This window comes from Halostella pelagica, from assembly GCF_004762015.1.
Taxonomy (GTDB): Archaea; Halobacteriota; Halobacteria; order Halobacteriales; family Natronoarchaeaceae; genus Halostella; species Halostella pelagica.
On sequence record NZ_SJES01000003.1, the window covers coordinates 302,838 to 328,789 of the forward strand.

General features: G+C 64.0%; 27 protein-coding genes. 12 read left to right on the plus strand and 15 right to left on the minus strand.

The window, feature by feature from the left end:
* Positions 1-55: 55 nt before the first annotated feature.
* From EYW42_RS19480 to EYW42_RS09700, 3 genes are all read right to left on the minus strand, one after another.
* Positions 56-256 carry a hypothetical protein gene (locus EYW42_RS19480; protein WP_138798427.1) on the minus strand — a complete coding sequence of 67 codons (201 nt, stop codon included), beginning with the start codon at positions 254-256 and terminating at the stop codon, positions 56-58.
* Positions 257-284: 28 nt separating this feature from the next.
* Positions 285-794: a hypothetical protein gene (locus EYW42_RS09695; RefSeq protein WP_135535063.1), complete on the minus strand. Its 510-nt coding sequence runs from the start codon at positions 792-794 to the stop codon at positions 285-287.
* A gap of 89 nt (positions 795-883) precedes the next feature.
* Positions 884-1,357 (minus strand): histidine kinase, encoded by a 474-nt coding sequence (locus EYW42_RS09700; protein ID WP_135535064.1) that lies wholly within the window; start codon positions 1,355-1,357, stop codon positions 884-886.
* Between the two features lie 148 nt (positions 1,358-1,505).
* On the opposite strand from EYW42_RS09700, the gene EYW42_RS09705 reads away from it, so the two are divergent.
* From EYW42_RS09705 to EYW42_RS19795, 6 genes are all read left to right on the plus strand, one after another.
* A complete protein-coding gene (locus tag EYW42_RS09705) occupies positions 1,506-1,748 on the plus strand; it encodes a hypothetical protein (protein WP_135535065.1) in 243 nt (80 codons plus the stop codon).
* A 120-nt stretch (positions 1,749-1,868) separates the two neighbouring features.
* Positions 1,869-2,249 carry a helix-turn-helix domain-containing protein gene (locus EYW42_RS09710; protein ID WP_135535066.1) on the plus strand — a complete coding sequence of 127 codons (381 nt, stop codon included), beginning with the start codon at positions 1,869-1,871 and terminating at the stop codon, positions 2,247-2,249.
* Between the two features lie 77 nt (positions 2,250-2,326).
* Complete coding sequence (locus tag EYW42_RS09715; RefSeq protein WP_237561302.1) at positions 2,327-3,184, plus strand: DUF5694 domain-containing protein; 858 nt, start codon at positions 2,327-2,329, stop codon at positions 3,182-3,184.
* A gap of 76 nt (positions 3,185-3,260) precedes the next feature.
* Positions 3,261-4,514, plus strand: a complete 1,254-nt coding sequence (gene thrC / locus EYW42_RS09720) for a threonine synthase (protein WP_135535264.1) — start codon at positions 3,261-3,263, stop codon at positions 4,512-4,514.
* A 72-nt stretch (positions 4,515-4,586) separates the two neighbouring features.
* A complete protein-coding gene (locus EYW42_RS09725; RefSeq protein WP_135535067.1) occupies positions 4,587-4,862 on the plus strand; it encodes a hypothetical protein in 276 nt (91 codons plus the stop codon).
* A gap of 530 nt (positions 4,863-5,392) precedes the next feature.
* Positions 5,393-6,466, plus strand: a complete 1,074-nt coding sequence (locus EYW42_RS19795; protein ID WP_135535068.1) for a DUF7282 domain-containing protein — start codon at positions 5,393-5,395, stop codon at positions 6,464-6,466.
* A gap of 132 nt (positions 6,467-6,598) precedes the next feature.
* On the opposite strand, the gene serA is transcribed toward EYW42_RS19795, so the two are convergent.
* Positions 6,599-8,188 carry a phosphoglycerate dehydrogenase gene (serA, locus tag EYW42_RS09735; RefSeq protein WP_135535069.1) on the minus strand — a complete coding sequence of 530 codons (1,590 nt, stop codon included), beginning with the start codon at positions 8,186-8,188 and terminating at the stop codon, positions 6,599-6,601.
* Positions 8,189-8,336: 148 nt separating this feature from the next.
* On the opposite strand from serA, the gene serB reads away from it, so the two are divergent.
* Positions 8,337-8,972 carry a phosphoserine phosphatase SerB gene (gene serB, locus EYW42_RS09740; RefSeq protein WP_135535070.1) on the plus strand — a complete coding sequence of 212 codons (636 nt, stop codon included), beginning with the start codon at positions 8,337-8,339 and terminating at the stop codon, positions 8,970-8,972.
* 16 nt (positions 8,973-8,988) lie between these two features.
* On the opposite strand, the gene EYW42_RS09745 is transcribed toward serB, so the two are convergent.
* The 4 genes from EYW42_RS09745 to EYW42_RS09760 all read right to left on the minus strand — a co-directional run bounded on the left by EYW42_RS09745 (position 8,989) and on the right by EYW42_RS09760 (position 13,537).
* A complete protein-coding gene (locus EYW42_RS09745) occupies positions 8,989-9,765 on the minus strand; it encodes a hypothetical protein (protein ID WP_135535071.1) in 777 nt (258 codons plus the stop codon).
* A gap of 245 nt (positions 9,766-10,010) precedes the next feature.
* Complete coding sequence (locus EYW42_RS09750) at positions 10,011-10,745, minus strand: hypothetical protein (protein ID WP_135535072.1); 735 nt, start codon at positions 10,743-10,745, stop codon at positions 10,011-10,013.
* A gap of 195 nt (positions 10,746-10,940) precedes the next feature.
* Positions 10,941-12,200, minus strand: a complete 1,260-nt coding sequence (gene metX / locus EYW42_RS09755; protein WP_135535073.1) for a homoserine O-acetyltransferase MetX — start codon at positions 12,198-12,200, stop codon at positions 10,941-10,943.
* A complete protein-coding gene (locus EYW42_RS09760) occupies positions 12,197-13,537 on the minus strand; it encodes an O-acetylhomoserine aminocarboxypropyltransferase/cysteine synthase family protein (protein WP_135535074.1) in 1,341 nt (446 codons plus the stop codon). Before EYW42_RS09760 ends, metX begins: the two co-directional genes overlap by 4 nt.
* A 130-nt stretch (positions 13,538-13,667) precedes the next feature.
* Here EYW42_RS09760 and EYW42_RS09765 point away from each other — a divergent pair, with 130 nt between their 5' ends.
* Positions 13,668-14,870, plus strand: coding sequence for an MFS transporter (locus EYW42_RS09765; RefSeq protein ID WP_369335335.1), 1,203 nt, complete (start codon positions 13,668-13,670; stop codon positions 14,868-14,870).
* Positions 14,871-15,175: 305 nt separating this feature from the next.
* Positions 15,176-15,625 (plus strand): hypothetical protein, encoded by a 450-nt coding sequence (locus EYW42_RS09770; protein ID WP_135535075.1) that lies wholly within the window; start codon positions 15,176-15,178, stop codon positions 15,623-15,625.
* A gap of 67 nt (positions 15,626-15,692) precedes the next feature.
* On the opposite strand, the gene EYW42_RS09775 is transcribed toward EYW42_RS09770, so the two are convergent.
* The 3 genes from EYW42_RS09775 to EYW42_RS09785 form a co-directional block, all read right to left on the minus strand.
* Positions 15,693-17,246 (minus strand): TrkH family potassium uptake protein, encoded by a 1,554-nt coding sequence (locus EYW42_RS09775; protein WP_135535076.1) that lies wholly within the window; start codon positions 17,244-17,246, stop codon positions 15,693-15,695.
* A gap of 37 nt (positions 17,247-17,283) precedes the next feature.
* Positions 17,284-17,970 carry a potassium channel family protein gene (locus EYW42_RS09780; protein WP_135535077.1) on the minus strand — a complete coding sequence of 229 codons (687 nt, stop codon included), beginning with the start codon at positions 17,968-17,970 and terminating at the stop codon, positions 17,284-17,286.
* Between the two features lie 218 nt (positions 17,971-18,188).
* Positions 18,189-18,536 (minus strand): hypothetical protein, encoded by a 348-nt coding sequence (locus EYW42_RS09785; RefSeq protein WP_135535078.1) that lies wholly within the window; start codon positions 18,534-18,536, stop codon positions 18,189-18,191.
* A gap of 341 nt (positions 18,537-18,877) precedes the next feature.
* Between EYW42_RS09785 and EYW42_RS09790 the strand changes: the two genes are divergently transcribed.
* Positions 18,878-19,621: an Lrp/AsnC family transcriptional regulator gene (locus tag EYW42_RS09790; RefSeq protein WP_135535079.1), complete on the plus strand. Its 744-nt coding sequence runs from the start codon at positions 18,878-18,880 to the stop codon at positions 19,619-19,621.
* Positions 19,622-19,737: 116 nt separating this feature from the next.
* Here EYW42_RS09790 and EYW42_RS09795 read toward each other — a convergent pair whose 3' ends face one another.
* The gene (locus EYW42_RS09795) at positions 19,738-20,904 is read right to left on the minus strand and encodes a pyridoxal-phosphate-dependent aminotransferase family protein (RefSeq protein ID WP_135535080.1); all 1,167 of its coding nucleotides are present in this window, start codon (positions 20,902-20,904) and stop codon (positions 19,738-19,740) included.
* A 141-nt stretch (positions 20,905-21,045) separates the two neighbouring features.
* Here EYW42_RS09795 and ligA point away from each other — a divergent pair, with 141 nt between their 5' ends.
* The gene (gene ligA, locus EYW42_RS09800) at positions 21,046-23,130 is read left to right on the plus strand and encodes an NAD-dependent DNA ligase LigA (protein WP_135535081.1); all 2,085 of its coding nucleotides are present in this window, start codon (positions 21,046-21,048) and stop codon (positions 23,128-23,130) included.
* A gap of 9 nt (positions 23,131-23,139) precedes the next feature.
* Here the strand turns inward: ligA and EYW42_RS09805 are convergent, their stop codons facing one another.
* The 3 genes from EYW42_RS09805 to EYW42_RS09815 form a co-directional block, all read right to left on the minus strand.
* The gene (locus EYW42_RS09805) at positions 23,140-24,015 is read right to left on the minus strand and encodes an ABC transporter permease subunit (protein ID WP_135535082.1); all 876 of its coding nucleotides are present in this window, start codon (positions 24,013-24,015) and stop codon (positions 23,140-23,142) included.
* Complete coding sequence (locus EYW42_RS09810; protein WP_135535083.1) at positions 24,012-24,926, minus strand: ABC transporter ATP-binding protein; 915 nt, start codon at positions 24,924-24,926, stop codon at positions 24,012-24,014. The genes EYW42_RS09805 and EYW42_RS09810 overlap by 4 nt, the downstream gene beginning before the upstream one ends.
* A gap of 235 nt (positions 24,927-25,161) precedes the next feature.
* Positions 25,162-25,437: a hypothetical protein gene (locus EYW42_RS09815; RefSeq protein ID WP_135535084.1), complete on the minus strand. Its 276-nt coding sequence runs from the start codon at positions 25,435-25,437 to the stop codon at positions 25,162-25,164.
* Positions 25,438-25,630: 193 nt separating this feature from the next.
* On the opposite strand from EYW42_RS09815, the gene EYW42_RS09820 reads away from it, so the two are divergent.
* Positions 25,631-25,888, plus strand: coding sequence for a hypothetical protein (locus EYW42_RS09820; RefSeq protein WP_135535085.1), 258 nt, complete (start codon positions 25,631-25,633; stop codon positions 25,886-25,888).
* The last annotated feature ends 64 nt before the right edge of the window (positions 25,889-25,952 follow it).

Here is a 25,952-nt window from a genome sequence, read left to right on the forward strand (position 1 = left end):
GCCGGACGGTCGCAGTCGCGAACGGACTCGCGAGACAGAGTGCGGATACCGCCGCTCACTCTTCAGTTCCGCTGACGCGTGAGATCATGTAGGGGCTCACGAGAGCGATTCCGAGGATAGCGAACAGCACGGGGCTCCCCTGGCCGAACGGAGTCGGCCACGATCCGAGCGTATCTTCGATCACGAACGATAAAACTGCGACGCCGAACGTCAAACATCCGACGACGAGAGACGTCTTTGGAGATGATCCGACCATTACGCTCCCTGATAGGTCACAGCGGTGGTTAACCACTACCCCGAAATAGAGAGGTATGCTCTCTGCGGTCGCCGGTCGTCAGGGTGAACAGTAGCCCCGTCAGACCGCCGTAGATGACGTGACCCAAGAGCGGCATGACGCCCAGAAACGGGAGTTCCGGCGCGTTTGGGACGCCGACGCTGTTCAGCCACAGCGGCCAGAGGAAGACGATGTTTATCCCCCAGAGAAGGACTCCGAAGGCGAGACCCTGCCCGGCGTTCGTCAGCGGATTACGACCCCACGACCGGAGCGGTTCGCGGTCGATGACCAGTCCGAACAGACCGCCGAAGAGCGCACTGTGAAAGACGTGTGCGACCCATCCAGCGGAGAGACTCGGTTCGCCCAGCGTGTACATCGCACCGATCGCGGTCATCCGTTCGAGTCGGAACTGTATCAGCAATCCGAACACGAGACCGGCGATAACGCCGGTAATAGCACCGTATAGTACGTAGGAGTTGTTGCGCTCCGGTTTCGGCATCGTCCGGTCCGTCTTCGACATACGGGAGGATGTGTCGTGTAGTTTAAATTAGTATCTCGCTAATGTGTCGTATCCGCACAGAAGAAAAACGCATCGGGTACGGCACTCCGTCAGCGTAGCAGCGGGTACACAACCCCCAGAACTACGCCGTACGCGACGTGACCGACGAGGCTCATCGGATTGAAGTTGGGAACGGCCGGAGCCATACCGAAGCCGACAGCGTCCAGCCAGATCGGCATCACGATCGCGGCGAGGAGGACCCACAGGACGACGCCATACGCGATTCCGAGGGCGGCACTCGTCCCGGGGCTGTCGGCGTACTCGCGGAAAGCGCCGGCGCTAGCGATAGCGGCGAAGACGACGCCGAGGACCGCTGAGTTCGACATGTGGATCACCCACCCTGCGAGTCCGCCGGAGAGCCCCCACAGTGCGGGAATGGCGTTTTCGATGACCGGCGTCATCTGCATCGTCAGCATGATACCCATCACGAACCCCCCGGCGATACCGCCGAGGACGCCCGCCTGCCACGTTTCGAGCCGTGTTCTGGTGTCAGTTCGCCGGTCGGTGGAAGTCTCCTGCGCCATGGTAATTGTTCGCATTGTCGTCCGTATAGAGCTATCTCGGCGCGGCGTCACGGACGCACAGGTGCATAGCTCTTATCCATGGTAATGTCTAACTCGGTCGGAGCCGAAAACACTCAATAGCGCCGGGTCGAAACTCGACATACCCGAGATGAACGACCCACTGCGTGCCACCGCCGGCGAACTCGACGCCGACGTGATCCTCGATGTGCTGAACGACGGCGGTCGCGTCATCATCGAAACGGAGGTGCTCGGCTCGGAGTACGAGGTGACGTTACGTCACGACGGCACGGTGTACTACTGCGACACGCCCACGACGTTGCACAAACACGAAGCGGAAGCTGAGATGCGCAAGTGCATCAAGAATCAGGGGTACATCAAAACCATAGACTGATACTGTCGGATGGAACTGCGAGACGATAGTCGACACTCCAGTGAGTCGAAAGTCGTCACAGGCCTCCGTCCGGTAGGATGAGTCATCGCTTTTAACCCCTCACCGCTCGAACGTCTGCCCATGGCGGATTCCGAACCGGCCGGGGAGATGGGGGAGCTAATGGAGACGGCGGATCCATCGTTCTCCGAGGTGATGACCTGTGTGTTCGGCATCCAGGCCCACGAGACACGGACGTATCTGACACTGCTCGACCACCCCGGAAGCACCGTCGAGGAACTCGCGACGGAACTGGACCGCGACCGGAGCAACGTCAACCGCTCGCTGACCACGCTAATGGAGAAGGGACTCGTCGACCGGGAGCGTCGCTTGCTCGACCCCGGCGGATACGTCTACCAGTACACCGCGAAACCGCTCCCCGAGGCCAAGTCGATGCTCCATGCCGCGCTCGACGACTGGGCCGAGATCGTCCACGGCGTCATCGACGAGTTCGGGGACGATTGAGGTACATCGCAGTCCAGTTGGATTCTTTTCACCAACCTCGAAGCGTTTTTAACCCCGCCGTGTGAGGATGCCACACGATGGTCGAGATCAGCGAATCGGGGGAGACGGAACCGCCGACAGGGTGGCCGCGCTACGAGGCTGGCCAGGTCCGCGTGATGCTGTTCGGCACGTACCACATGGACAGTCCGGGACTTGACGAGTTGAACGTCGACGCGGACGACGTGCTCGCACCGGAGCGCCAGGAGGGTCTCCGGGACCTGACCGGTCGGCTCGGACGGTGGAACCCGGAACGGGTCGCCGTCGAGCGACCGTACGACCGGACCGAAGACCTGAACGACCTGTTCGACGCCTACCGGTCCAGTGAGTACGCCTACGACCAAGAAGTAGAGATAGATCCGCTACACCCGTCGCGCGACGATCCAAGGGCAGCGTGTCGGAGCGAGATCGTCCAGATCGGGGTCCGGTTGGCGGACCAGTTGGGCCACGAACGGGTGTATCCCGTCGACGCTCCGGCCACGCTCGGGAACGACGACCTGGGGGCGCTCGAAGAACGCGGCTACGATCCGACGGAGAAGGCGTCGTTCTCGCTCCGGGACCCCGAAACCGCCGAGCGCGAACTCGACGAGCGCCTCCGGGAGTTGACGCTCGTCGAGTACCACCGATATCTGAACGGAGAAGAGAATCTGGCGGTCAACCAGCGCGGTATGTTCGGGACCTACCTGCGCTACGGCGAGGGCGAGAACTTCGGCGGGCCGCGGGTGCTCTCGACCTGGTACGACCGGAACATCCGCATCGCACACAACCTGTGGCGGGCGGTAGAGGCGGGCGACGAACGCGTGCTGCTGATCATCGGAAGCGGCCACGTCCGCGTCCTCCGACACCTTCTGGACGAAGCGCCGATGTTCTGCCCGACGAGTCCGCTCCCGTATCTCTGAGTCGCGAGCGGGGCCAGTTTCGCGCAGAGCGGGCAGTTTTTCCCGGCCCGGATCCTTGAAGCCGGTAATGAGCTCCATGACGCTCGCTGCCGAGCAGGACGCCGCCCCCGAAGACGCCGAGGACGGCGTCTGGCTGGCGTGTATCGAATGCGGCGCGACGTTCGCACCGTTCGACGCGGTCCGGTACCGCTGCGACGACTGCGACGGACTGCTGGAGGCGCGCTACGCCGACCCGCCGACGTTCGAGGACTTCGAGGACGAAGGAGTATGGCGCTACAGCGCCGCGCTCCCGTTCGACGAGGGCGTGTCCCTGCCCGAAGGGAACACGCCCCTTCATTACGTCCCGCGGCTGGAGGAATCGGTCGGCGTCAACACCCTCCGTGTCAAGCACGAGGGGATGAACCCGACGGGGAGTTTCAAGGACCGTGGAATGACCGTCGGCGTCCGCGTCGCCGAGGAACTCGGCGTCGACCGCCTCGCCTGCGCCTCGACCGGGAACACCAGCGCCGCGCTGGCCGCCTACGGCGCTCGCGCCGGTCTTGAGACCCTCGTCCTCCTACCCGCGGGCAAGGTCGCCGCGGGCAAGGTCGCCCAGGCGAGTCTCCACGGAGCCCGCATTCTCGAAGTCGACGGCAACTTCGACGCCTGTCTCGACATCGTACAGGACCTCGCCGAGCGCGGCGAGGCGTACCTGCTGAACTCGCTGAACCCGTTCCGCCTGGAGGGTCAGAAGACGATCGGTCTCGAAATCTTAGAGGAGTTCTACGCTGACGAGGGACGCTACCCCGACCGCATCGTGCTACCGGTCGGCAACGCCGGCAACACTGCGGCGCTTTTCAAGTGCTTCCGCGAACTCGTCCGGAGCGGCCAACTCGACGCCGACGAGGTGCCAAAGCTCACCGGCGTCCAAGCCGAGGGCGCGGCCCCGATGGTCGAGGCCGTCGAGAACGGGTGGGACCACACCGAGCGCTGGGACGAGGTCGAAACCCGCGCGACGGCCATCCGCATCGGCAATCCCGTCAACGCGCCCAAGGCACTGCCGGGCATCCGCGAGACGGGCGGCACTGCGGTCGCCGTTTCCGACGAGGAGATCACGGACGCCCAGCGCTCGCTCGCCGCGGAGGGTGTCGGCGTCGAACCCGCCTCCGCCGCCTCCGTCGCCGGGCTACGGAAACTCCGCGACCGGGGCGTCGTCGGCGACGAAGAAGACGTGGTCTGTCTCACGACCGGCCACCTGCTGAAAGACCCCGACGCCGCGGCAGAGGCAGGCGGCGACCCGGAACCCGTTCCGAACGACACGGACGCAGTTCTCGAACACCTCGGCAACTAGATCGTCGTCATACGGGCGACAGACGCCCGTCTGCCGGGTTATTTTGGGAGAGCGTCTCGTAGAGATGTGCGCATGGCGACCAATCAGTCCACCCCTCCCGAACAGTCTCCCCCGCGCTCGAGCGGCGACTGCGCCGCCGTCGACCACGCCGACGGCGAATCCGCCCGCATCGCCGACTTACGGGCCGAGATTAACGACCTCAAAGCGGAACTCGAACGCGAGCGGCGGCGACGACAGTCGGTGATACAGCGGTACGAACGTCTCCTCGACGAGCGAGGGTGCGAGGCGGACGGAGAGCAAGAAGAGACCGGCCGAGCGTTCGGCGAGTTACTCAGCCGCCTGCGCTGAGCCGGCTCCACAGACGCTTTCCATCCGGCCGCGGACCCCACCGCCGCTTCGGTAGGACGTTACTTCGACCAGTAGTAGACGAACGAACATTCGGACGGCACTGCGTTAAGCGACTGTTTGTGTCTCTCACACTGACGACGGACGAACCACTCAACTGTCAGAACGTCAACTGTCCAGAGGTTATCAAGAATGCGACTTTTTCGAACCGACTACGTTGATATTCAGCAGCAATTAGCCACCTATGTTCAGGAATATCTCGCACCCCGTGAGTAGCACTAACTCCGCCCCCTAAGTCAATCAGTATCTCTGGTAATCTGTATTCGAAAGCGAGCTAATCAGAATTACTCAGACGGTTGGGTACGCTAGTGCGCCGTAAGTAAGACGGTACTTCAGCGGACACCGCTGAAAGTTTCGAAACAAGGTTTTCGCTTTAATAACAGCCCTCTTGACCGTGTTTGCGGAGGTTCAGACGATACATGACACACCGTACAATAACTGTAGTGTTCGTCGTCGGTCTCGTCGTATTAGGTATGACAGGGATCGGCGTCGCCAGCGCAACTCCGGCCGAAGACTTTAGTGAGCTGTCTGCCGGAGACGCTGGAGACGGGGTTTTCCTGCAGGAAGATCCTGACAACGAATCCGACAACGAGACCGACGGTTCCCTCGACGACCAAGCGGATAACGAGACTGACGATGCCGATGACGAGGACATCGCCGATAACGACACCGAAGATTCGGTGAACCAGACCACAGCAACGAACGTAATAGTCGCGGATCAGGCCTCGAACGGCTCGTCAATCGTAGTTAGCTCGGTGGACCTGCCGGAGGGTGGCTTCGTCACAGTCTACAATACGACAATGGCGTCGCCACTCGGTAACTCGTCGTTCATCAACGGCAGCCAAGAGATCGTGAACGTGACGTTCGACCAGCCGCTGACCCAGAACCAGACGCTCGCCGTACTCGCGTTCAACGACACGAACGGTAATCAACAGTTCGACCTCGGCACCGACGAGGTCTACGTCTCCGGCGGTCAACTGGCCGCCGCCACAGCGATGGTCAACGTCACCGGACAGAACGCGACCAACGCCACTAACGCAACCAACGCCACCAACGCCACTAACGCAACCAACGCCACCAACGCCACTAACGCAACCAACGCCACCAACGCCACTAACGCAACCAACGCCACCAACGCCACTAACGCAACCAACGCCACCAACGCAACCAACGCCATGCTGGCGAACCAGAGCGCCTCGGCCAACCTGTCAATGGTGAACCAGACCTCGAATGGCACGTCAGTCATGGTCAACTCGGCGAACCTGTCACAGGGCGGCTTCGTCGCGGTATACAACACGACCCTCGCGTCACCGCTCGGTAACTCGTCGTTCGTCAACGGCAGCCAGCAGAACGTCAGCGTTACGCTGGATCAGTCGCTGACGCAGAACCAGACGCTCGCCGCGATCGCGTTCAACGACACGAACGGCAACCAGCAGTTCGACCTCGGCACCGACCGGATCTACGTGTCCGATGAGCAGCCAGTGACCGCCACGGCGACGGTGAACGTCACGAGCCAGAACACCACGAACGCGTCCGTAGTCGGGTAAAAACCGACTCCTTTTTCGTTCCTTCCGGATACTCCCAGAGAGTCCAATCGGACGTTGCCGAACCTGATTGGCGCGGGGAAGAAAGCCAAACAGTAGCCGGCAACGCCGAGACCGTAGACGGGAGCGACCGCTCTACTCTTCGACGCCGTTCAGCGCGATGTAGCGCATTCCGATGATCCGGTCGTCGTCCTCAAGCGTCCGGACCGCCTCGTCGGGAACCGGGCTGTCGACGTTGTACACGGTCAGAGCCTCTCCACCGATGGTTTCGCGGGCGTTGTACATGCCGGCGATGTTGACGTCGTGGTCGCCCATGACGCTCCCGATGAGTCCGATGACGCCGGGTTCGTCCGTGTTTCGCGCGACCATCATATGACCGCCGGGGATAGCGTCGACGCGGTAGCCGTCGATGCGGACGATACGGGCGTCGCCGTCCGCGAACAGCGTCCCGTCGACGCTCACTTCGTCCTCGCCGTCAGTGACCGTGACTGTGACGAGGCTCTGGAAGTCCTCGGCCTGCCGGGTTTTCGACTCGGTGACCTCGATGCCGCGCTCCTCGGCGATCTGGGGGGCGTTGACGGCGTTGACCTGCCACTCCAGGGGTTGGAACACGCCTTTGAGCCCGCTCGCGGTGACGAGTTCGACGTCTTCCTCGGCGATGTCTCCCTCGTAGCTGACCTCAACGGTGGAGATCCGGCCGTCGAACAGTTGAGCGGCGATCTTGCCGGCGGTTTCGGCGAGGTCGATGTACGGTTCGACGCGGGGGAACGCGCTCTCGTCGATAGACGGTGCGTTCAGGGCGTTCACGACGGGTTCCTCGTCGAACGCGGCGGCGACCTGCTCTGCCGTCGAGACGGCGACGTTTTCCTGTGCGGCCTCGGTGGACGCGCCGAGGTGCGGCGTGACGACAACGTTCTCCACGTCGAGCAGGGGGTTGTCCGGAGAGACGGGTTCGTCGGCGAACACGTCGACCGCCGCCCCGGCGAGAACGCCGTCCTCGACGGCCGCGGCGAGCGCGTCCTCGTCGACGACGCCCCCGCGGGCGCAGTTGACGAGATAGCCGCCCTCCAGTTTGGCGAGTTCGTCGTCGCTGATCATGTCTTCCGTCTCGGAGGTCAGCGGCGTGTGGACCGTCAGGAAGTCGGCGCGCGCCAGGCAGTCGTCGAGGTCGACCAGTTCCGCGCCGAGTTGCGAGGCGCGCTCCTCGCTGATGTAGGGGTCGAACGCGACGAGGTCCATGCCAAGCGAGTCGAGTTTCTTCGCGACTTCCTGGCCGACGCGGCCGAGGCCGACGACGCCCAGCGTCTTGCCGTTTACCTCTGTCCCGAGGTAGTCGCCTTTCGCCCACTCGCCGGCCTTGAGGCGGACGTGGGCCTGGGGGATAGAGCGCGCGCTGGCGAACGCCATCGCGACGGTGTGTTCGGCCGCCGCGCGGACGTTGCCCTCCGGCGCGTTCGCGACGATGACGCCGTGTTCGGTCGCCGCGTCGATGTCGATGTTGTCGACGCCGATGCCGGCGCGGCCGACGATGACCAGGTCAGAGGCGGCGTCTAACACCTCTTCGGTCACCTCGGTGCCGGACCGAACGATGAGTCCGTTCGCGTCGGCGACCGCGTCTAACAGTTCGTCGCCCTCCACGTCGTAGGCCGTCTCGACCTCGTGGCCCGACTCCCGCAGGCGGGCGAGGCCCGCGTCCGCGATGGGATCGGTTACGAGTACCTTCATACGAAGGGGGTTTCGCCCGGTCGGGTTAACGCTTCCTGTGTCGGCATGTGTGGCGAAAACTGCCGGATCGGGACCCCCGCCGGGCGGCGACCCGGCGAAAAAACGCGGGATCGCTTTCTTTTCAACACCCCCGGACGAATCCCGCGGCATGACGATCGTCGCCTTTGACTTCGATGGAACGCTCTCGGACTCGGAGATGACCGTCCTGCTCGGGCAGCGCCGCGGCGTGGCCGACGAGATGGCTGCGATCACCGAGCGGGCGATGAACAACGAGATCGACTACGCCACCAGCCTGCGCGAGCGCGCGGCGCTGCTCGATGGGCTCCCGGCGGTCGAGGCCGCCGCGGCGTTCGACGAGGTTCTTTTGCGGCCCGGTGCGGCCGACCTCATCGCGACGCTTCGCGCTGCCGGCGTCCACGTCGCTATCCTCACCGGCGGGTTCGAACGCGGCGTCGAGGCCGCACTCGATCGCGAGGGCGTCGGCGTCGACACCATCGTCGCGAACAGGTTGCCGATGGCCGGCGACGAACTGACCGGCGAGGTCGAAGGACCGCTCATCGAGGGGACGAAAGACGACGCCCTCGAATCGCTGACCAACGACCTCGGTGTCGAGATGGGAGACGCCATCGCTGTCGGCGACGGCGCGAACGACCTGCCGATGCTCCAGGTCGCGGGCCAGGCTATCGGCTTCGAGCCGAAAGACGCCGTTCGCCCCCACTGTGACACGGTCGTCACGACGATGGGCGAGTTGCAGGACCTCCTCGAAAAAGACGACGTGCTGTAACGGGTACCGCTACCGATCAGGCCTCCGGCGGGCTGTAGTTCCGCACTACGTAGACTGTCGCCGCGGCGACCGCCCCGACGGCGATGCCGATGAGGACCGCGTTCGTCAGGAGATCGCCGGTCGAGAGGTCAGTGCCGCCGATGAGGATAGCCGACGGAATACCCTCGACTGCGCCGAGTCCGGCCTCGGCCATTCCCGCACTCTGTGACGCCTCGTCAGTCAACTCGGGGGCCGGGACGGGGCCGATCTGCGTGGAGGCGAGGAACCCGACGAGCGTCACCAGCACGGCGGAGCCGACACCGGCGCTGAGGCCGGCGGTGACGTACGCTTCGCGGTCTGGTGCGCGGAGACGACTTCCGACGTAGCCACCGGTGACGACACCGAGTACGGCCGCGAGCAGCGGCGCGCCGTTGATCGCCGTCGCCGCCAGACGGTTCAGGTGCATCTGGGCGAGCATCTCGTCGACGTTGTCGACGTTGCTGTCCAACTGATTCTGCACCGTCGAGTCGAAGTCGGGCGAGAGCGGCGACCCCCCGAGCGCGCCGACGAGGATAACGCTCAGTCCGACGGCCAGTCCGACGACGGCGAACAGTCCGACGAAGAAGGTGAGATACTCCTTCGTCCGCGGCTTCGTCGCTACGTCGACGATACCCTCCTGCCTGCTCTGTGCGCCGCCGACGGCACCGGGTTGCTGTCCGGCCGCGCCGTCGTTCGGCTGACCCTGAACCTGCCCGCCCCCCTGTTTTCTCCCCTGTTCGCTACGGTTCTGCTGGTTGCCACCTCTGTCTGCCATTATCCGTACGTTACACGACAGCGATTTATAATTATCCACTCGATTTGATGTTCTGCGGACGTGAAAGGGTTCGATCTCGCGCAGCATCGCGGCGGCGTGACACTCGATCGTCGCGGTCTCGTCGTCGCCTACGACGGACGACAGACGCCGACCGCGTCCCTAATTTGGGCGTGATCTGCGTTTAACGGTTGAGTCGCTGGCGGAGAACCAGGCGACTCCGGAAAACATCGATCGCGGAGAGCAGGCTACAGCGAGTCGACGAGGTAGTTGCGGTAGGCGTACGCGGCGGCGACGGCGATGATAGCCGCGACGACACCGGTTCCGACGCTGTTGATCACGAGGTCGACGGCTTCGACCGTATACTCCTCGGTGAACGAAGTTGCCTGTGTCAGCCCTTCAGTGTCTTCCACTTCGGCGAGGGCCTTGTTGGCCGCCTCGGCCTCGTCCTGAACGTTTGACACCTGCGAAGCCGCGAGGTAGCCACCTGCGACGACCATCAGGACCGAACCGACCAGCGAACTCACGCCGGCGGCGATGTACGACGTCTTGTCGTCGACGTTGAGCGAGCGTGCCGCATAGAGGCCGACGGGAAGCGCCGCCGCGACGGCCAGAAGGGGCAGTATCATGAGCACGATCTGACCGGTCTGGTTGACGAATTCGGCGGCCATGTACGTCCCGTACTCCGGGACCTCCGCTACGGTATCAGCCTGCGTCCCACGGATAAGGACGGGCTTGCCGACGAAGCCAAACACCACTACCAGCAGTCCGAGTCCGATACCCGTAATGGCGTACAGCGCGCCGATTCCTTTCGTGAACTCCTGTACGAGCGGGTCTTTGAGTTTGTCAGTGACGGACTCCTGCGTGGCAGGCGGTGCCTGTCCAGCGGCGGGTTGTCCCTGCGGTTGGCCCTTCGGCTGTCCACCGTCCTGAACAGCGTTCTGTGCGTCCTGTTGTCCGGAATCGTCCCTTGACCCTGACATCATCGGAACACAGAGACTTCAGGGGTTTATAGTTATCTATTTAACTAACATTGGTTTCGGGAATAAAATCTGAGCGGAGAGGTCGGACGTGATAGCACGCGATCAGCATTCAGTACGCCAGTTCGCTTTGGTAATCGGGACTCGATGGATACGTCGCTTCGCCGAGGAATCGAATGGGTAGTCTGTCGAGGCGAGTTACGAGAACAGGCTCGTGTGGACCGGCGCGAAGTCGGAGCCCTCGTCCTCGTCTTCGGCGGTGTCGGTGACGGCGCGGCCCTCGACGCCGTCGGAGAGGAAGTCGGCGACCGGCGGGCCGACGTTCTCGGGTTCGACGAGGAACGCGTCGTGGCCGTGGTCGGAGTCGATGACGTGGTGTGCGACCGGTACGCTCGCCTCGCGGAAGGCGTCCGCGAGTGACTCCGACTGTTCGCTCGTGAAGTGCCAATCGCCGGTGAACGAGATAACCAGCGCCTCGCCCTCAAAGGCGGCGAGCGCGGCGGCGTCGGAGTCGTAGCCGCCAGCGAGGTCGTAGTTGTCCATCGCCCGCGTCAGGTAGAGGTAGCTGTTGGCGTCGAACCGGTCGACGAACTTGTCGGCCTGATAGTCGAGATACGACTCCACGTCACGGTACGGGAAAAACCCCGCCGCCGGGTCCGAGGGAAACACGTCCTGGGCGGCGTCGCGGCCGGCCGCGCGGCGGCCGAACTTCTGCTCCATCGACGCCTTCGAGAGGTACATCACGTGACCGAGTTGGCGGGCGAGGGCGAGGCCGTGGTCCGGATGCTCGCCGCCGTCGGAGTCGTCCGACGAGCCTCCGCCTTCGGCGGAGACACCGTAGTAGTCCCCGCCGTTCCAGTTCGGGTCGGTCATGATCGACCGTCGTGCGATGGCGTCGATAGCCAGACACTGGGGGTCGAGGCGGGCGGCGGTGGCCACCGGAACCAGGCGGCGAACGTCGTCCGGGTACAGCTTTCCCCACTCCAGAACGTTCATCCCGCCGACGCTGCCGCCGACGACGGCGTGGAGGCGGCCGACGCCGAGTTCGTTCAGCACTTCCCGCTGGGCGCGCGTCCAGTCGGTGACGGTGACGGGCGGGAAGTCGGTGCCGTACGGTTCGCCCGTTTCGGGGTTCTCGCTCGACGGTCCCGTGGTCCCGTAGCACGACCCGGGAACGTTGGCACAGACGACGTAGTACTCCTTCGTGTCGACGGCCTTTCCCGGGCCGACGATGTCGTCCCACCAGGCGCGTGCCTGTCCGCCTGTCACGGGCGATTCCCCGTCAGTGAGACGGCGGTTGGCGACGTGGGCACTGCCCGTGAGGGCGTGACAGACCAGCACCGCATTGTCACCCTCGAACTCGCCGTACGTCTCGTAGGCGACCTCCAGCGACGGAATCGACTCGCCGTTCTCGAACTCGAACTCGCCGAGGTCGATGGTGCCCGCTGTCGCCTTCATGTCGCTGACTCGATCCCCCGTTCGATGTCCGCGAGGATGTCCGCCGGGTCCTCGATGCCGACTGAGAGGCGGACCAGGTCGGTCGTGACGCCCGCCTGTCGCTGTTCCTCGGGCGATAGCTGTCCGTGCGTGGTGCTCGCGGGGTGGATGACGAGCGTCTTCGCGTCGCCGATGTTCGCGAGGAAGGAGGCCAGTTCGACGTTCTCACAGAACGCCTTGCCGGCCTCGTATCCGCCGCGAGAGTCCGAACCGCGATCCGACGGTTCGGCGTCGCCGCCGTCGAGGCCGAACGCGATCATCCCGCCGTACCCACCGTCTAGATACTCGCTGGCCTCGTCGTGGGTCTCGTGGTCCGCCAGCCCCGGGTACGTGACCCACGCCACGTCGTCGTGGTCGGCGAGATACTCCGCGACGATGGCCGCGTTCTCGCAGTGTCGGTCCATCCGCAGCGGGAACGATTCGAGGCCCTGGAGGGTCTGCCAAGCGTCGAACGGCGACTGCTGGTCGCCGAGGCTTCGCAGCGACCGGTACCGAACTGCGGCGGTGAACGGCGCGTCGGGGAAGTCCCGCGAGAAGTCGGTGTCGTGGTACGCGGGGTTGTCGCCGGCGACTTCCTCGTAGCCGTGTTCGCCCCACGGGAAGTCGCCGTCCTCGACGAGGACGCCGCCGACCGTCGTGCCGGACCCGTGGAGCCACTTGGTCGTCGAGTTCCACACCACGTCCGCACCGCGTTCTAGCGGTCGACAGAGGTACGGCGTCGCGAACGTGTTGTCGACAACCAGCGGGACGCCGCGGTCGTGGGCCACGTCGGCGACGCGCTCGAAGTCCGGCGTCACCAGCGAGGGGTTGCCGATCGTCTCGACGTGGACGTAGGCGGTGTCGTCATCGATGGCTTCGGCGTACGCGTCGGAGTCCAGCGTGTCGACGAACCGGGCCTCGATCCCGCGGCGCGCGGCGGTGTTCGAGAGGTACGCCGTCGTCCCGCCGTAGGTGTCAGTCGAGCAGACGACGTTGTCGCCCGTCTCCGCGAGCACGAGCGTCGCCGCGTCGAGCGCCGCCATACCGCTCGCCGTCGCCACCGCGCCCGTGCCGCCTTCTAGACTGGCGAGACGCTCCTCCAGAGTCTCGACAGTCGGGTTGCTCATGCGGGAGTAGATGTGGTCCTCGGCGTCTAACGCGTAGAGGTCCGCGGCACGGTCCGCGTCTTCGAACACGTACGACGTGGTCTGGTGCAACGGCGGAGCGCGCGCGCCCGTCGACTCGTCGGGCCGTTCCTGCCCCGCGTGGACGCTCCGGGTGGAGATGTCCGTCTCCGTGGACTCGTCCTCGTCAGTCATGTATCTCACTCATATATCTTCAAATTCATATAACCCATAGTTACGGCAAGATTCGCAGTTCTTGCCACTTCTTGCCACGGGAACGGGAGCGACTCGGGGCGTTTTTCATCCGAGAGCGACAATAGCCGCTGTGGAACGGATACGACGAGAACGGACACTGCTCGCGGCAGTCGTCTTCACCGTCCTGCTGGCCCAGACTCTTCTCTATCCGGGGGTCCCGGACCTGGTGTCCGCACTGGGCGCGACGACTGACCTCGACGCGAGCATGTGGTTTCTCGTCGCGGAGTTCGCCGCCTTCGTCGTCTTCGTCGGCGTCTGGGGCGCGGCCAGCGACGCCGCCGGCAAGCGCGTCCCCTTCATCGTCGTCGGTGCGGTCGGCGGCGCAGTCGGATACGCCGTACTGGCCGTTGCACCCGCAGTGACGGACCTCTCCTTCGAAGCGGTCCTCGTCATCCGCGCGCTCCAGGGCGCAGCGACCATCGGTGCCTTCTCGCTCGCGATGACGATGCTGATGGACCTCTCGGGGGGCCACGGGAAAAACATGGGCGCGGCGGGCATCGCCATCGGCCTCGGCACCGCGACCGGCGCGCCCCTCGGCGGCCAGTTGACGGAGATAGACCCGCTCGGGCCCCTGTACCTCGCGAGCGGACTGTTGCTGGTCGCTGGCCTTCTGGTCTCGCGAGTCGCGGACCGTGCACCGTCGCGGAACGAAACCCTGCGCACCGTCGCGTCGAACCTCACCGCTACGCCGACGCTGACAGTTCCCTACGCCTTCGGCTTCATCGACCGCCTGACGGCCGGGTTTTTCGCGCTGGTCGGCACGCTTTACTTCCGAACCGTCTTCGGCCTCGGCCCCGGCGCGACGGGGTTGATGCTCGCGCTCTTTTTCGCTCCCTTCGCCCTGCTCCAGTACCCCTTCGGCGCGCTGTCGGACCGAGTCGGCCGCCGCCTCCCCATCGTCGGCGGGTCCGCACTGTACGGCCTCTGTGTCGTCGCCGTCGGGCGCATGCCGACCGTCGCGCTCGCCGGCGCGGGGATGGTCCTCGTCGGCGTTCTGGGTGCGCTGATGGCACCCGCGACGATGGCACTCGTCACCGACCTCGCACCCGCGAGCGACCGCGGAACCGCAATGGGCGGGTTCAACCTGTTCGGAAGTCTCGGCTTTCTCACGGGGTTTCTCGTCGGCGGCACCGTCGCCGACGCGTACGGGTTCGGCACCGCCTTTCTGGTCGCCGGGAGCGTCGAGATCGCGCTGGCACTGGTAACGCTCCCGCTGCTTCTCCGCATCGACGTGGAACGGACGGAGACGTTCGGCGAAACAGAAGAGACGTAACGGGGTTGGGGGTGCAGACGTAGCGTGGGTTGGGGCGAACACGGGTTCGCAGAGGAAAGGAATCCCGCCGCTCGACGATGTCGAAAGGGGGTGGGGAAACGCCGGCGAGAGCGGTCAGAAAAGGACCGCCCCGTCGCCGGACGGTTGCAGCATTGGGGTGCCGCAATTGGTCGTACGGACTCGCCGGATATAGGCCTCCCCCTGTTGGTCGCGCCGCGCTCACAACCGTTGATTTTTCATCCTGTTCTACCGAACCCGACAAAAATTCTTAACCGTTCGAGTCGCCGCTAGCGACACGGTTTCGCATGAACGAGTCACCGGACGAACCGCTGGGTACGCTGGAACGGGCACTCGAAGCGTACTTCGCCGCCGACACGGCGAAGGAGATAGTCGAGGCGGTCGACCTCCAGGCGCTGCTCTCCGACGCCGAGATAGAAGAGGCTGTAGACGTTCAGGAGGCGACCCGGGTCGTCGGCCGCCTCGTTGGGCGAGCGTTCGTCAGAGACGTGGTCGGGCGGTCGCCCGCCGGTCCGATCGTCGACGACGTAGTCGGGTACGGCGTCGGCGCGACGCTGGGAGAGGCCGTCGCCGAGTGGCTGATAGAGCAGTACGATCCGGCCGCGCTTGTGTCGGCGATCGAAGCCGAACTCGGACGGAGCCTCGGCGTCGTCGACATCGGTGATCCGGGTGGAGTGACGGACGCGGGCGACCTGGAGAACGGCGTCGACATCGACATCGAGCGGAACGAGGAGTAGCAGTGTTTCCGACGAGAGCAGGCGATGGCATTTGAAACAGGAGCGTCCGTCAGTCTCGGCCCCCGTTTCAACGGTAGAGATTGAGACGCTGGAGACCCGAACCGAGCAGAACTGCAACGGGAATGATCTCGAGCCGACCGACCCACATGTTGAGGATCAACATTCCCTTGGCGGTATCGGGCATCTCCGGCCCGGTGATACCGGAACTGAGGCCGACGTTGCTCTGTGCGCTCATCACGTCGAAGATCACGTACTCCAGCGGATGAGCCGGTGACAGTGCGTGAAGGAGGACGGCGACGCCGATCGCGAGGAACGTGATCCAGAGCACGAACACGACTGTCGCTTCAGTGTACTCGCGCTGAGCCTGGTCTTCGCTGAGTCTCCGTTCGCCGATCCGCAGATACCGGATAGCGGTTTGCGGATGGAAGACGTCTCGTATCTGCCAGACCGTCCCCTTGACCAGCGTGATCACGCGAACGAGTTTGAGTCCGCTAACCGTCGATCCGGCCGCTCCGCCAGTGAGCATCCCGACGCAGGCAAGCAGTGTCGCGCCGGCGCTCCAGACCTGTTCTGTTCCGCCACCGACCGCAGCGCTGCCAAAGCCGGTGTTCGAGGTCGCCGAGACGAACTGGAACAGGCTGATCCTGAACGTTTCTTCGAGGGTTTCGTACTGGCCGTTCGTGTACAGGATCCCCGTCAGTGCGAGCGACCCGAGCGTGAACCAAATGAACACCCACCGCGTCTGCAGGTCGGCATAGAGGTTCCGCAGTTCACCCTTGAATATCAGGTAATGGACGGGGAACGCGATACTACCGGCGACCATCACGGGGACCGTGGCGTACTCCACTAACGGGCTGTCGTAGTAGCCGATCGACTCCGCGTGGACGGAGAATCCGCCTGTTGCTATCCCGGTCATTCCGTGGTTGATCGCGTCCCACAGCGGCATGCCAACGAGGAGAAACAGGACTATCGACCCGACGGTGAGGCCAACGAATATCTTCCAGATCTCCCGAACCGTCGTCACGATACTCGGATGGATCTTCTCGGACCGGGCCTCGCTCTCGTAGAGGGTGTACGAGCCGCTGCTACCTCCGCCTCGTCGAAGAATGGCGACGGTCAACACGATCACGCCGACACCGCCGACCCACTCAATGAACGAGCGCCACCAGTGGAGAGACCGCGGAAGCTTCTCTTCGACAGCAGCCACCGTGAGTCCGGTGCCCGTGAAGCCGCTCATACTCTCAAACACCGCGTCAAGCGGGTTGAGAAACACCGCAGTCGTCTCGTCCATCGGCGGTGTGTTCGCCCAGACCGGCAGCGGATCGATCTGGATCGTCCAGGCGATCAGTAGAAACGGCAAGCCGCCGAGGACGCCGATAATAGCCCATGCAGTAGCCGCGGTGACCATCGCTTCGCGTTTTTCCGGTGGGTCCGCTCCCCGGTATCGCCAAACCAGACCAGTACCGATCCCCGCCAGTATGATCGCGGAGACGACAAACGCGGGGACAGCGTAGAACTCTCCGTTCACAGTTGCCACGACGACGGAAGCAACTGCCATCAGTGAGATCGCCTGGACGATTCGACCGACGTCCCGGCCGACGGTTCGCGTATCTACCATCATCGCGGATCGTCGCACCTCATCTCAAGGGAATCGTCCATTATACTGTTCGATCTTCGTAATGACCGAAGATGTCCGTGAGTTCCGGGTCCGCTCCGATCGCAGAGTAGACCGTCAACAGGTCGTTTAGCTCGATCCGGGTGTCCCCTCGGGGCATCAACGGCTTGTCCTCGCCTTCACGTTCGATTGCGACGATCAAGACGTCGTCCGAAAGAATGTTCTCCTTGCCCGCTTCAGTGAGTGTCTTCCCGGCGATCGGTGCGCCCTCCGTCACCGTGATCTCGAACACCTCCGCCTCGTCGCCGATTCGCATGTAATCGACGATAGCCGGCCTGGCCACCGCTCGGTAGAGATAGCCCGCGATGAGCTGCTGGGGGTTTTCGATCGTGTTCACTCCGATCTGACGGAAGAGGTTCATGTGCTCGGCGTTGTGGACCACCGACGTGATTGCCGGAACGTCGAACTCCTTTGCGAGCAGACAGACCATGACGTTCGTCGCGTCCTGTTCTGTCGTCGGGATGATCGCGTCGGCCCGCTCGGCTTCCGCGTCCGCCAGTGTGTCTTTCGTAGTGGCGTCCGCATTGAGCACCAGACAGTCGTACTCTCTGGCGATATCGTCGGCTTTCTGTTCGTTTTGCTCGATGACGACGACCTCGTTTCCGGATCGGGTAGCGATGTCGATGAGCGGAGTACCGATGTCGCCCGCTCCAACGATGATGACGTACATGTGTGATATCGATTACTTATAAAGCTCCTGCTCGTACAGTCGAGGTTCGACCGCAGGCACGCTGTTTTCCCCAGCCGGAACGGTACGGAATCGGGACGACACTGTGTCCGGCCTGGGTGTGGAAGTCACCGCCAGTCAGAGGTTCCTTCCAGCGACTCCCGCCGCGAGACGCGAACGCGGTTGCGTGACGACTGTGGACCGCATCGACGTCCGGCACCCTAGTCACCCCCGGTTGAGCCGTAGACCCGCCCCAGGTAGTGCCACCTGTACTTGCCACCATCGTCGACAGCGGGCTCCCAGTTGACTCTGTAGGCGAAGGGACCGCGTGCCTCGCCCGTCTCTTCCGGGCGTTCCATTACGACGATCGTGTACGCTCCAGAGTCCTCCGTGCGAACAAGGACTTCGCCCTCCCGTGACTCGATTGCGTCCGTGAGCGGCGGGTGTTCGTGGAGGAGCTGTTGGGCGTAATGGATGATCTCCCTGAGTTGGCTGTCACTGCTACCTTCGAGCGCGTTTGTGACCCGCGTCGGTATCTCCTCCGGCGGGTCAATATCGGATTGGGTCATACTTTGGGTTGGATCACTGCCGTTTCTGTTCCGGGGACGCCTACGACGGTACCCGGCGAGAGAGTGCTTCGGACGACGTGTTTGCTGTCACGAAAGCATTCCACCCTCAGCTACATTTCCGGTGAGCCATAAATGTTGGCATCTAATTTCGAATACAAAAAATACACGCCCTATCTATTTCTCCTAGAAGGGCTGTTGTCGCCAGTTGAATGTGTTTGAGTGTTGGATATTTGTGAGTGTGGTATCGACGGTCGACGCGTCCGGATCGGTCGAGTTCGATTCGAGACGGCCAACCGAGACGTACAGATAAGACCTTTGTGAGTTCTAACCGTAGTTCGGGTATGGATCACCGCGTCGATGAAATCGACAAACGCATTCTCTATTATTTGGCGCTGGACGCCCGGAATACGGCGACATCGGAGATCGCCGACGAAATGGAAGTTACTCCGGCGACGATCCGAAATCGGATCCAACAACTCGAAGAGCAGGATATTCTCCGGGGGTATCCCGCCGACATCGACTACAAATCTATCGAAGGGTACGTCACCTACCAGTTCAGCTGTACGGCCCCGATCCCGGACCGCGACCGACTCGCTCACTCGGCTCTCGAAATCTCCGGGGTGGTAACGGTTCGGGAGTTGATGACAGGGACATCGAACCTGACTATCACAGCCGTCGGGTCGGACACGGACGATATCAGTCGGATCGCCGGTGACCTCTCGGACCTCGGGTTAGAGATCGACGATGAGAGCGTTATCGAAGGGGAGTATCACACCCCATACGATCCGTTCGGTCCGGAGAACGTTCCGAAGGGTCCGTCGTTAACGGACTTCATGAATCTCGCCGGGCAAGCGGAAGTCGTCGAATTCACCGTCTCAGAGGGGGCCGAGATCGCAGAGATGACGATCGAACAGGCGGTCGACGAGGGTCTGATGGCCGACGAAATGCTCGTGGTTGGCATTGAACGGGAGGGCGACGTACTCACGCCGAAAGGGGAAACTGTCATTCAGACGGGAGACGTGATTTCCCTGTTTTCGACGGGACCGCTGGAAAAAGACGCTCTAGAGGTGTTTGGGACGCAATGATCGCCCGCTCCGTTTTCCACCCGTAGTTCGGTCCTGAGAGACCGGAACGGTCGCCCCCGTTTCGCGCAGCGACGACCGGGGTCCGACCGTGGCTTCGCTCGCACCTCAGCGCGCGCTTACAACTGCTCTCGCGCTGCGGCGACGCCTTCGTCGACATCCACGTCGACGCCGACCTCCTCCATCGCTTCGCCGACTGTCCTGACCCCGCGGAGGATCTGGTCGGCAGTGAGGTTCCCCATGTTGCTGACGCGGAAGATGTCGCCGCCGAGGTGGGCCTGCCCGCCGCTGATCGAGACGTTGCGCTCCTCGACCGCACCGAAGAACTCCTCGGGAGCCTCCCGCACGGAGTCCGGCAGGGCAATGGCGGTGAGCGTGTTCGAGTACTCGGTCGGGCCGTCGGCGTCGGCGAACAGTTCGAGGCCCATCGCGGTGAAGCCCTCGCGGAACGCGGCGGCCTGACCGCGGTGTCGCTCGATTCGGTCCGGCATCCCCTCTTCCTCTATCTGCTCGACGGCGACCGCGAGCGCGCGAAACAGCGGCACCGCGCTCGTGAAGGGAGTCTGGTGGCTCTCGGCCTTGCGGAGGTGCCAGTCTAAGTCCTCGTAGAACGGCGCGCTCTCGCCGTCGAAATCGTCGACCACGTCGTCGGTGACGTACAGCGCCGAGATCCCCGGCGGGGCCGCGAGCGCCTTCTGGCCGTCCGTGATGGCGATATCGATGTTCCAGTCGTCGACGCGGAGTACGTCGCCGCCGATGCTGGTGACGCCGTCGACGACGAATCGAGCGTCGTACTCGTCGGCGATCTCGCCGACGGCCTCGGTCGGGTTCAGGAGGCCGGTGCTGGTTTCGTTGTTGACGAGCGTGACGACGTCCGTCTCGTCGGTGATGGCCTCGCGGACCGCGTCCATATCGAAGGACTCGCCCCACGTCGCCTCGACGCGGGTGCAGTCACAGTAGCGGTCGGCGATGCGCGCGAAGCGCCGCCCGAACTTGCCGTTGACGAGCGAGACGACCTCGCTGTCTTCATCCACGAGGTTGGCGACGGCGGCCTCCATCCCCATCGTCGCCGTCCCGTTCAGGATCAGGCTTGTTCCGCCGCTGGACGTGGGTTTGCCGTCGAGCGACGAGCGCTCGAACACGTAGTCGAGACCGTTCTGGGCGCGTTCGTAGACCGCCTCGAACTCCGACGACCGGTGCGAAACCATCCCTTCGTCCATCGCCGTCCGGACCTCGTCCGTGATGGGCACGGGGCCGGGATTCAAAAGCAGGAACTCCTCGGTCATACTTCCGGGTTTCGCGTCAGAACGGATAAGCCCCGCGGGACGCGCAAACGTCGCCACATTGCGACGAGTTAGCACGCTTCCCACGGCCGACTGCGGCGCGGACGCCGTCTTTTAGGGGCCGGCAGCGAGAAGGGAGAGCAAATGTCGACTCCCGACCTCGAAGACAACCCGTACGTCCGCGACCCCCCGACGGACTTCGATCCCGTGTCGGTGCTCGCTCCGGACGAGGCGCGCGAGCAGGCCGCGCAACTGCGCGAAGCGATCCGGCACCACGACCGGCGGTACTACGTGGAGAACGATCCGGTCATCGCCGACCGAACCTACGACGCGCTGTTCGCCCGCCTCGAAGCGCTCGAAGACGAGTTCGACCTGCAGACCGAGGACAGCCCCACCCGGCGGGTGGGCGGGGAACCGGTCGACGAGTTCGACGCCGTCACCCACGTCGCGCCGATGCTCTCTATCGACCAGAGCGGCGATGAGGAAGACGTCCGGGAGTTCGACCGACGGGTACGGGAGGAAGTCGACGGCGACGGACCCGCAGACCTGACCTACGTCTGCGAACCGAAGTTCGACGGCGTGTCGATCGAAGTCGTGTACGAGGACGGGGGACTGGTCCGCGCTGCCACCCGCGGCGACGGGCGCGAGGGCGATGACGTGACCCGCAACGTCCGGACTATCGGCGCGATCCCGCAGCGACTGCGCGGTGACCACCCCGACTTCCTCGCCGTCCGCGGCGAGGTGTACATGCCCCGCGACGCGTTCCAGCAGTACAACAGCGAGCGCGTGGAACGGGGGAAAGAGCCGTTCGCAAACCCCCGCAACGCCACGGCCGGGACCATCCGCCAGCAGGACCCCGCTGTCGTCGCCGAGCGGCCCCTCTCCTGTTTTTTCTTCGAAGTGCTCGACAGCAGCGACGAGTGGCCGACCCGGTGGGCGGAACACGGAGCGTTCCCGGAGTTCGGCCTGCCCGTTACCGACCTCGTCGAACGCGTCGACGACATCGACGACGCCATCGACTACCGCGAGCGGATGGTCGACGCCAGAGACGACCTGAACTACGAGATAGACGGCGTCGTCATCAAGGTCGACGACCGCGAGAAGCGCGAGATGTTGGGTGCGACCGCGCGCCACTACCGCTGGGCGTTCGCCTACAAGTTCCCGCCGCGAAACGAGCGAACGACCGTCCGCGATGTCGCGGTCCAGGTCGGACGGACCGGCCGACTCACCCCGGTCGCCCTGCTCGACCCCGTCGACGTCGGCGGCGTCACCGTCTCGCGGGCCAGCCTCCACAACCCCGACGAGATAGCCGAGAAAAACGTCAACGTCGGCGACGAGGTGCGCGTCGAGCGGGCCGGTGACGTCATTCCCTACGTCGAGGAGGTGACGGACAAGCGGACCGAGGGCCACTACGAGTTCCCCGACGCCTGCCCGGTCTGCGATAGCCCGGTCGAACGCGACGGGCCGATGGCGTTCTGTACCGGCGGACTCGCCTGTGCGGCGCAACTGCGCCGCGCGGTCGAGTACTACGCCAGCGACGACGGCCTCGACATCGACGGCCTCGGCGAGCGAAGCGTCCGCCAGTTCGTCGAGGCCGGACTGATCGAGGACAGCATCGCCGACCTCTACGGTATCGAGAAGGCCGACCTGCTCGAACTGGAGCGGTGGGGCGAGCGCAGCGCCGAGAACCTCCTCGCCGAACTGGCGGGTACGAAAGAACCCCCGCTACCGGAGTTCCTCTCGGCGCTCGGCATCCCCGGCGTCGGCCCGGCGACGGCCCGCGAACTCGCTCGGGCGTTCGGGACGCTCGACGACCTGCTCGCCGCCGACGAGAACGAGTTACGGGAGGTGCCCGACGTCGGCCCGACGGTCGCGGCGCAGATGCGCGACTTCTTCGACAGCGAGGCCAACCAGCGGGCGCTCGACGAACTCCGCGAGCACGGCGTCGACCCGCGGCCGTACGAGGCCGAGACCGGCGAGAAACTCGACGGACTCACCTTCGTCTTCACCGGTGCGCTGGAGGGGTACACTCGCAGCGAGGCCGAGGAACTGGTCGAGCGCCACGGCGCGAACGCGACGGGCAGCGTCTCCGGTAACACAGATTATCTGGTCGCCGGCGAGAGCCCCGGAGCGACGAAGGTCAGCGACGCCGAAGCGGTGGACGTGCCGGTACTTGACGAGAACGAGTTCGAGAACCTGCTCGACGAACGGGGCGTGGCAGAGAGGTGAGCGGGCCGGTCAGAGGTCCGCGGCGTCGAACCGCAGATAACCGAGATACAGCGGGACGATCACCCACAGCGCGAGAATAACCAGTGAGAACCAGTCGGCGAGGTAGAACGGAACGTCGCCGGACGGGAAGAACTCACTAAACGAACTATCGCGAGGGAGCGCTGACGTCAGTGCGCCGCCGAACGCGCCGTTCGGTGAGAGCCGCTGGTAGAAGAGGAACCAGGTCGGCGCTTCGTTGGCGAATCCAGGGAAGAACACCCCGTCGCCCTCGGTTATGAGAGTCACGACGTAGTGGATCCCGTATCCGATCACTTCCCACAACATGTTGAACGCGACGAACGCGCTGACGATGCCGACGGCGGCCCGCGACGTTGACTTCGTCATCGCGGAAATGGCGACGGCGATGCTGACGTACGCGAGACCGAACAGTATCGTCACCGCGACGAAGGCGAGGTAGTACTTCGCCGTGAACACGGGATACAGTGCGAGGACGACGACGGCGGCTACCGCGAACCCGACGAGTATCGGTACCGTCAGCACCCCCGTCCGCCCGAACAGTTTCCCGAGAAGCACCGATCCGCGGGAGTGCGGGAGCGACAGGAGGATCTTCACGCTCCCCGTCTCTATCTCGCCGGCGACCGACTTGTACCCCAACAGCAGGCCGGTCAGGGGAATGAGCAGTCCAACCGGCGACTGGAGGAAAAAGATCAGGTCGAGCGCGGCTAGTTCGTTGCCGGACGCGTTCTGAATCTCCGTGTACAGGTACGCCATACCGCCGGCGAACAGGACAAACAGCACGGAGAGCGCCCACAGCAGGCGGGACCGGACGGCGTCCTGAAAGTCCTTCTTGGCGACGGCGCGAACGGAGGCGGCGTCGAGAGTCATGCCGACACCTCGGACGTGGTGTAGGCGGCGAACAGTTCTTCCAGCGACGCCTGCTCGGTCGAGAAGTCTCGAACCTCCGCGCCGGCGAACTCGAGCGCGTCGAGAACCTCGGTTTTGCTATCGCTGTCGCAGGTGACACTCAGCGTGTTTCCGTTGGTGATGACGTTCGAGACGCCGGGGAGGTCGGTCACGCCGTCACGCGCTGCGGGCGTCACCTCGTCCACGGTGACTTTCAACGTCATCTCCTGGTCCGCGGCGTCGCGGAGGCCGTCGATGCTGTCGACGGCGACCAGTTCACCGTCGCGGAGGATGCCGACGCGGTCACAGACCGCCTCGACCTGTTCGAGGATGTGCGACGAGAAGAAGATGGTCGCACCCCGGTCGCGCTCCTCGCGGATTATCTCGCGCATCTCCCGGGCTCCGTTCGGGTCTAACCCGGTCGACGGCTCGTCGAGGATCAGCATGTCGGGTTCGCCTACGAGCGCCATCGCGAGCATCAGCCGCTGCGTCATCCCTTTCGAGTAGCCGCCGGCCTTGCGGTCGGCGGCGTCGAGGATCCCGACGCGGTCGAGCAGCGCCTCGGCGTCGTCGTCCGCGGCCTTGGATTCGATCGCGAACTCCATGTGCTGGCGTCCGGTAAGCCGTTCGTACACGTCGTAGCCGTCCGGAAGCACGCCGAGACGCGAGCGCACCGCCTCGCTCTCGGCCTGCGCGTCGAGTCCGAGAACGCGCACGTCGCCCGACGTCGGCCTGATGAAGTCGAGTAGAATGTCTATCGTCGTCGATTTCCCCGCACCGTTCGGTCCGAGGAAGCCGAATATCTCCCCGTCGCGAACGGTGAGGTCGACGTTACGGAGGGCGACGACGTCACTGAACCGCTTTGTGACCCCGTCCAGTTCTATTGCTGTCATCGTTGCAGTTGTCCGACCGCTGTTACAAATACGTTCGGAATAGTTGCACGCTCTGAAACTATGCTGCAAGCTGTGAGTCGTACTGAGCAGTTAGTTCCCGAGAATGTCCCCTGCGACAGTCTTTCTCGATTGCCCGTCGGGACAACTACCCGGTGTCGCTGGATCGACCCAACGGGTCACGCACAAACAGGGACAGCCGATAGCATCTGCGTTCCGGCCGGCCAGCTTCGAGGAGTCACAGCGTGTCGTCGGCCGAGTGCCGGTCAGCGACGCGGCTCGCTTCCGACTCGTAGCGGTCGCGGGTCGTCTCGTCCTCGACCGCTTCCAGATCGTCCGGGTGGACCGTTTTCGCCGCGGTCACGTCCGTTCCGCGGTCTATCGCCCCCGAAGAGAGCTGACGCAGGTGTCGACGCCGTCCGTCCGGCGTCGCGTACACGAGCGTCACGAGGTTCCGCTGGTCGACGTTGCGCTCGACGAGCCACACTCGGATCTCCTCGTCAGAGTCCTCCATTCATCGGGGTTTCGATAGGGGCGGATTTGAAGCTGACGGGTATCGACGGAAGTGTCGATCCTAACGGACACTTACACTCACACTGCATCTACTGCTGGACGGCAACAGCGTCAAAACCGTCGAAACAGTTCGGAACCAAGCGCAACGGCTACGGCTTTTTAATCGGGTTCCGGTCCGGGCTGGAGACGTAGCGATGAAAGAAAGACTGCCCAGCAGACGTGTCGTACTGGTCGCTATCGTCGCAGTGCTACTCGTTGGATTGGCCGGTTGTGGCGGCCCAGGTGGAGGGGACGACAACGAAACCGAAGGTGTCGGAGAGACTGAAGAGGGTATCGGCGTCGGCGACGAAACAGAAGAAGGCGGCGTCGGTAACGACACCGGCGGCGAGGAGGTCGGCGACGACACCGTCGGCGACGACGCTAACGAGACGAACGTATCAGTAATCTCATAATTCCGGAAAGGGTCGCTTTCCGCCGGCTAGGCTGGGACGGTCCGCGAGAGGCATCACTCTCGTG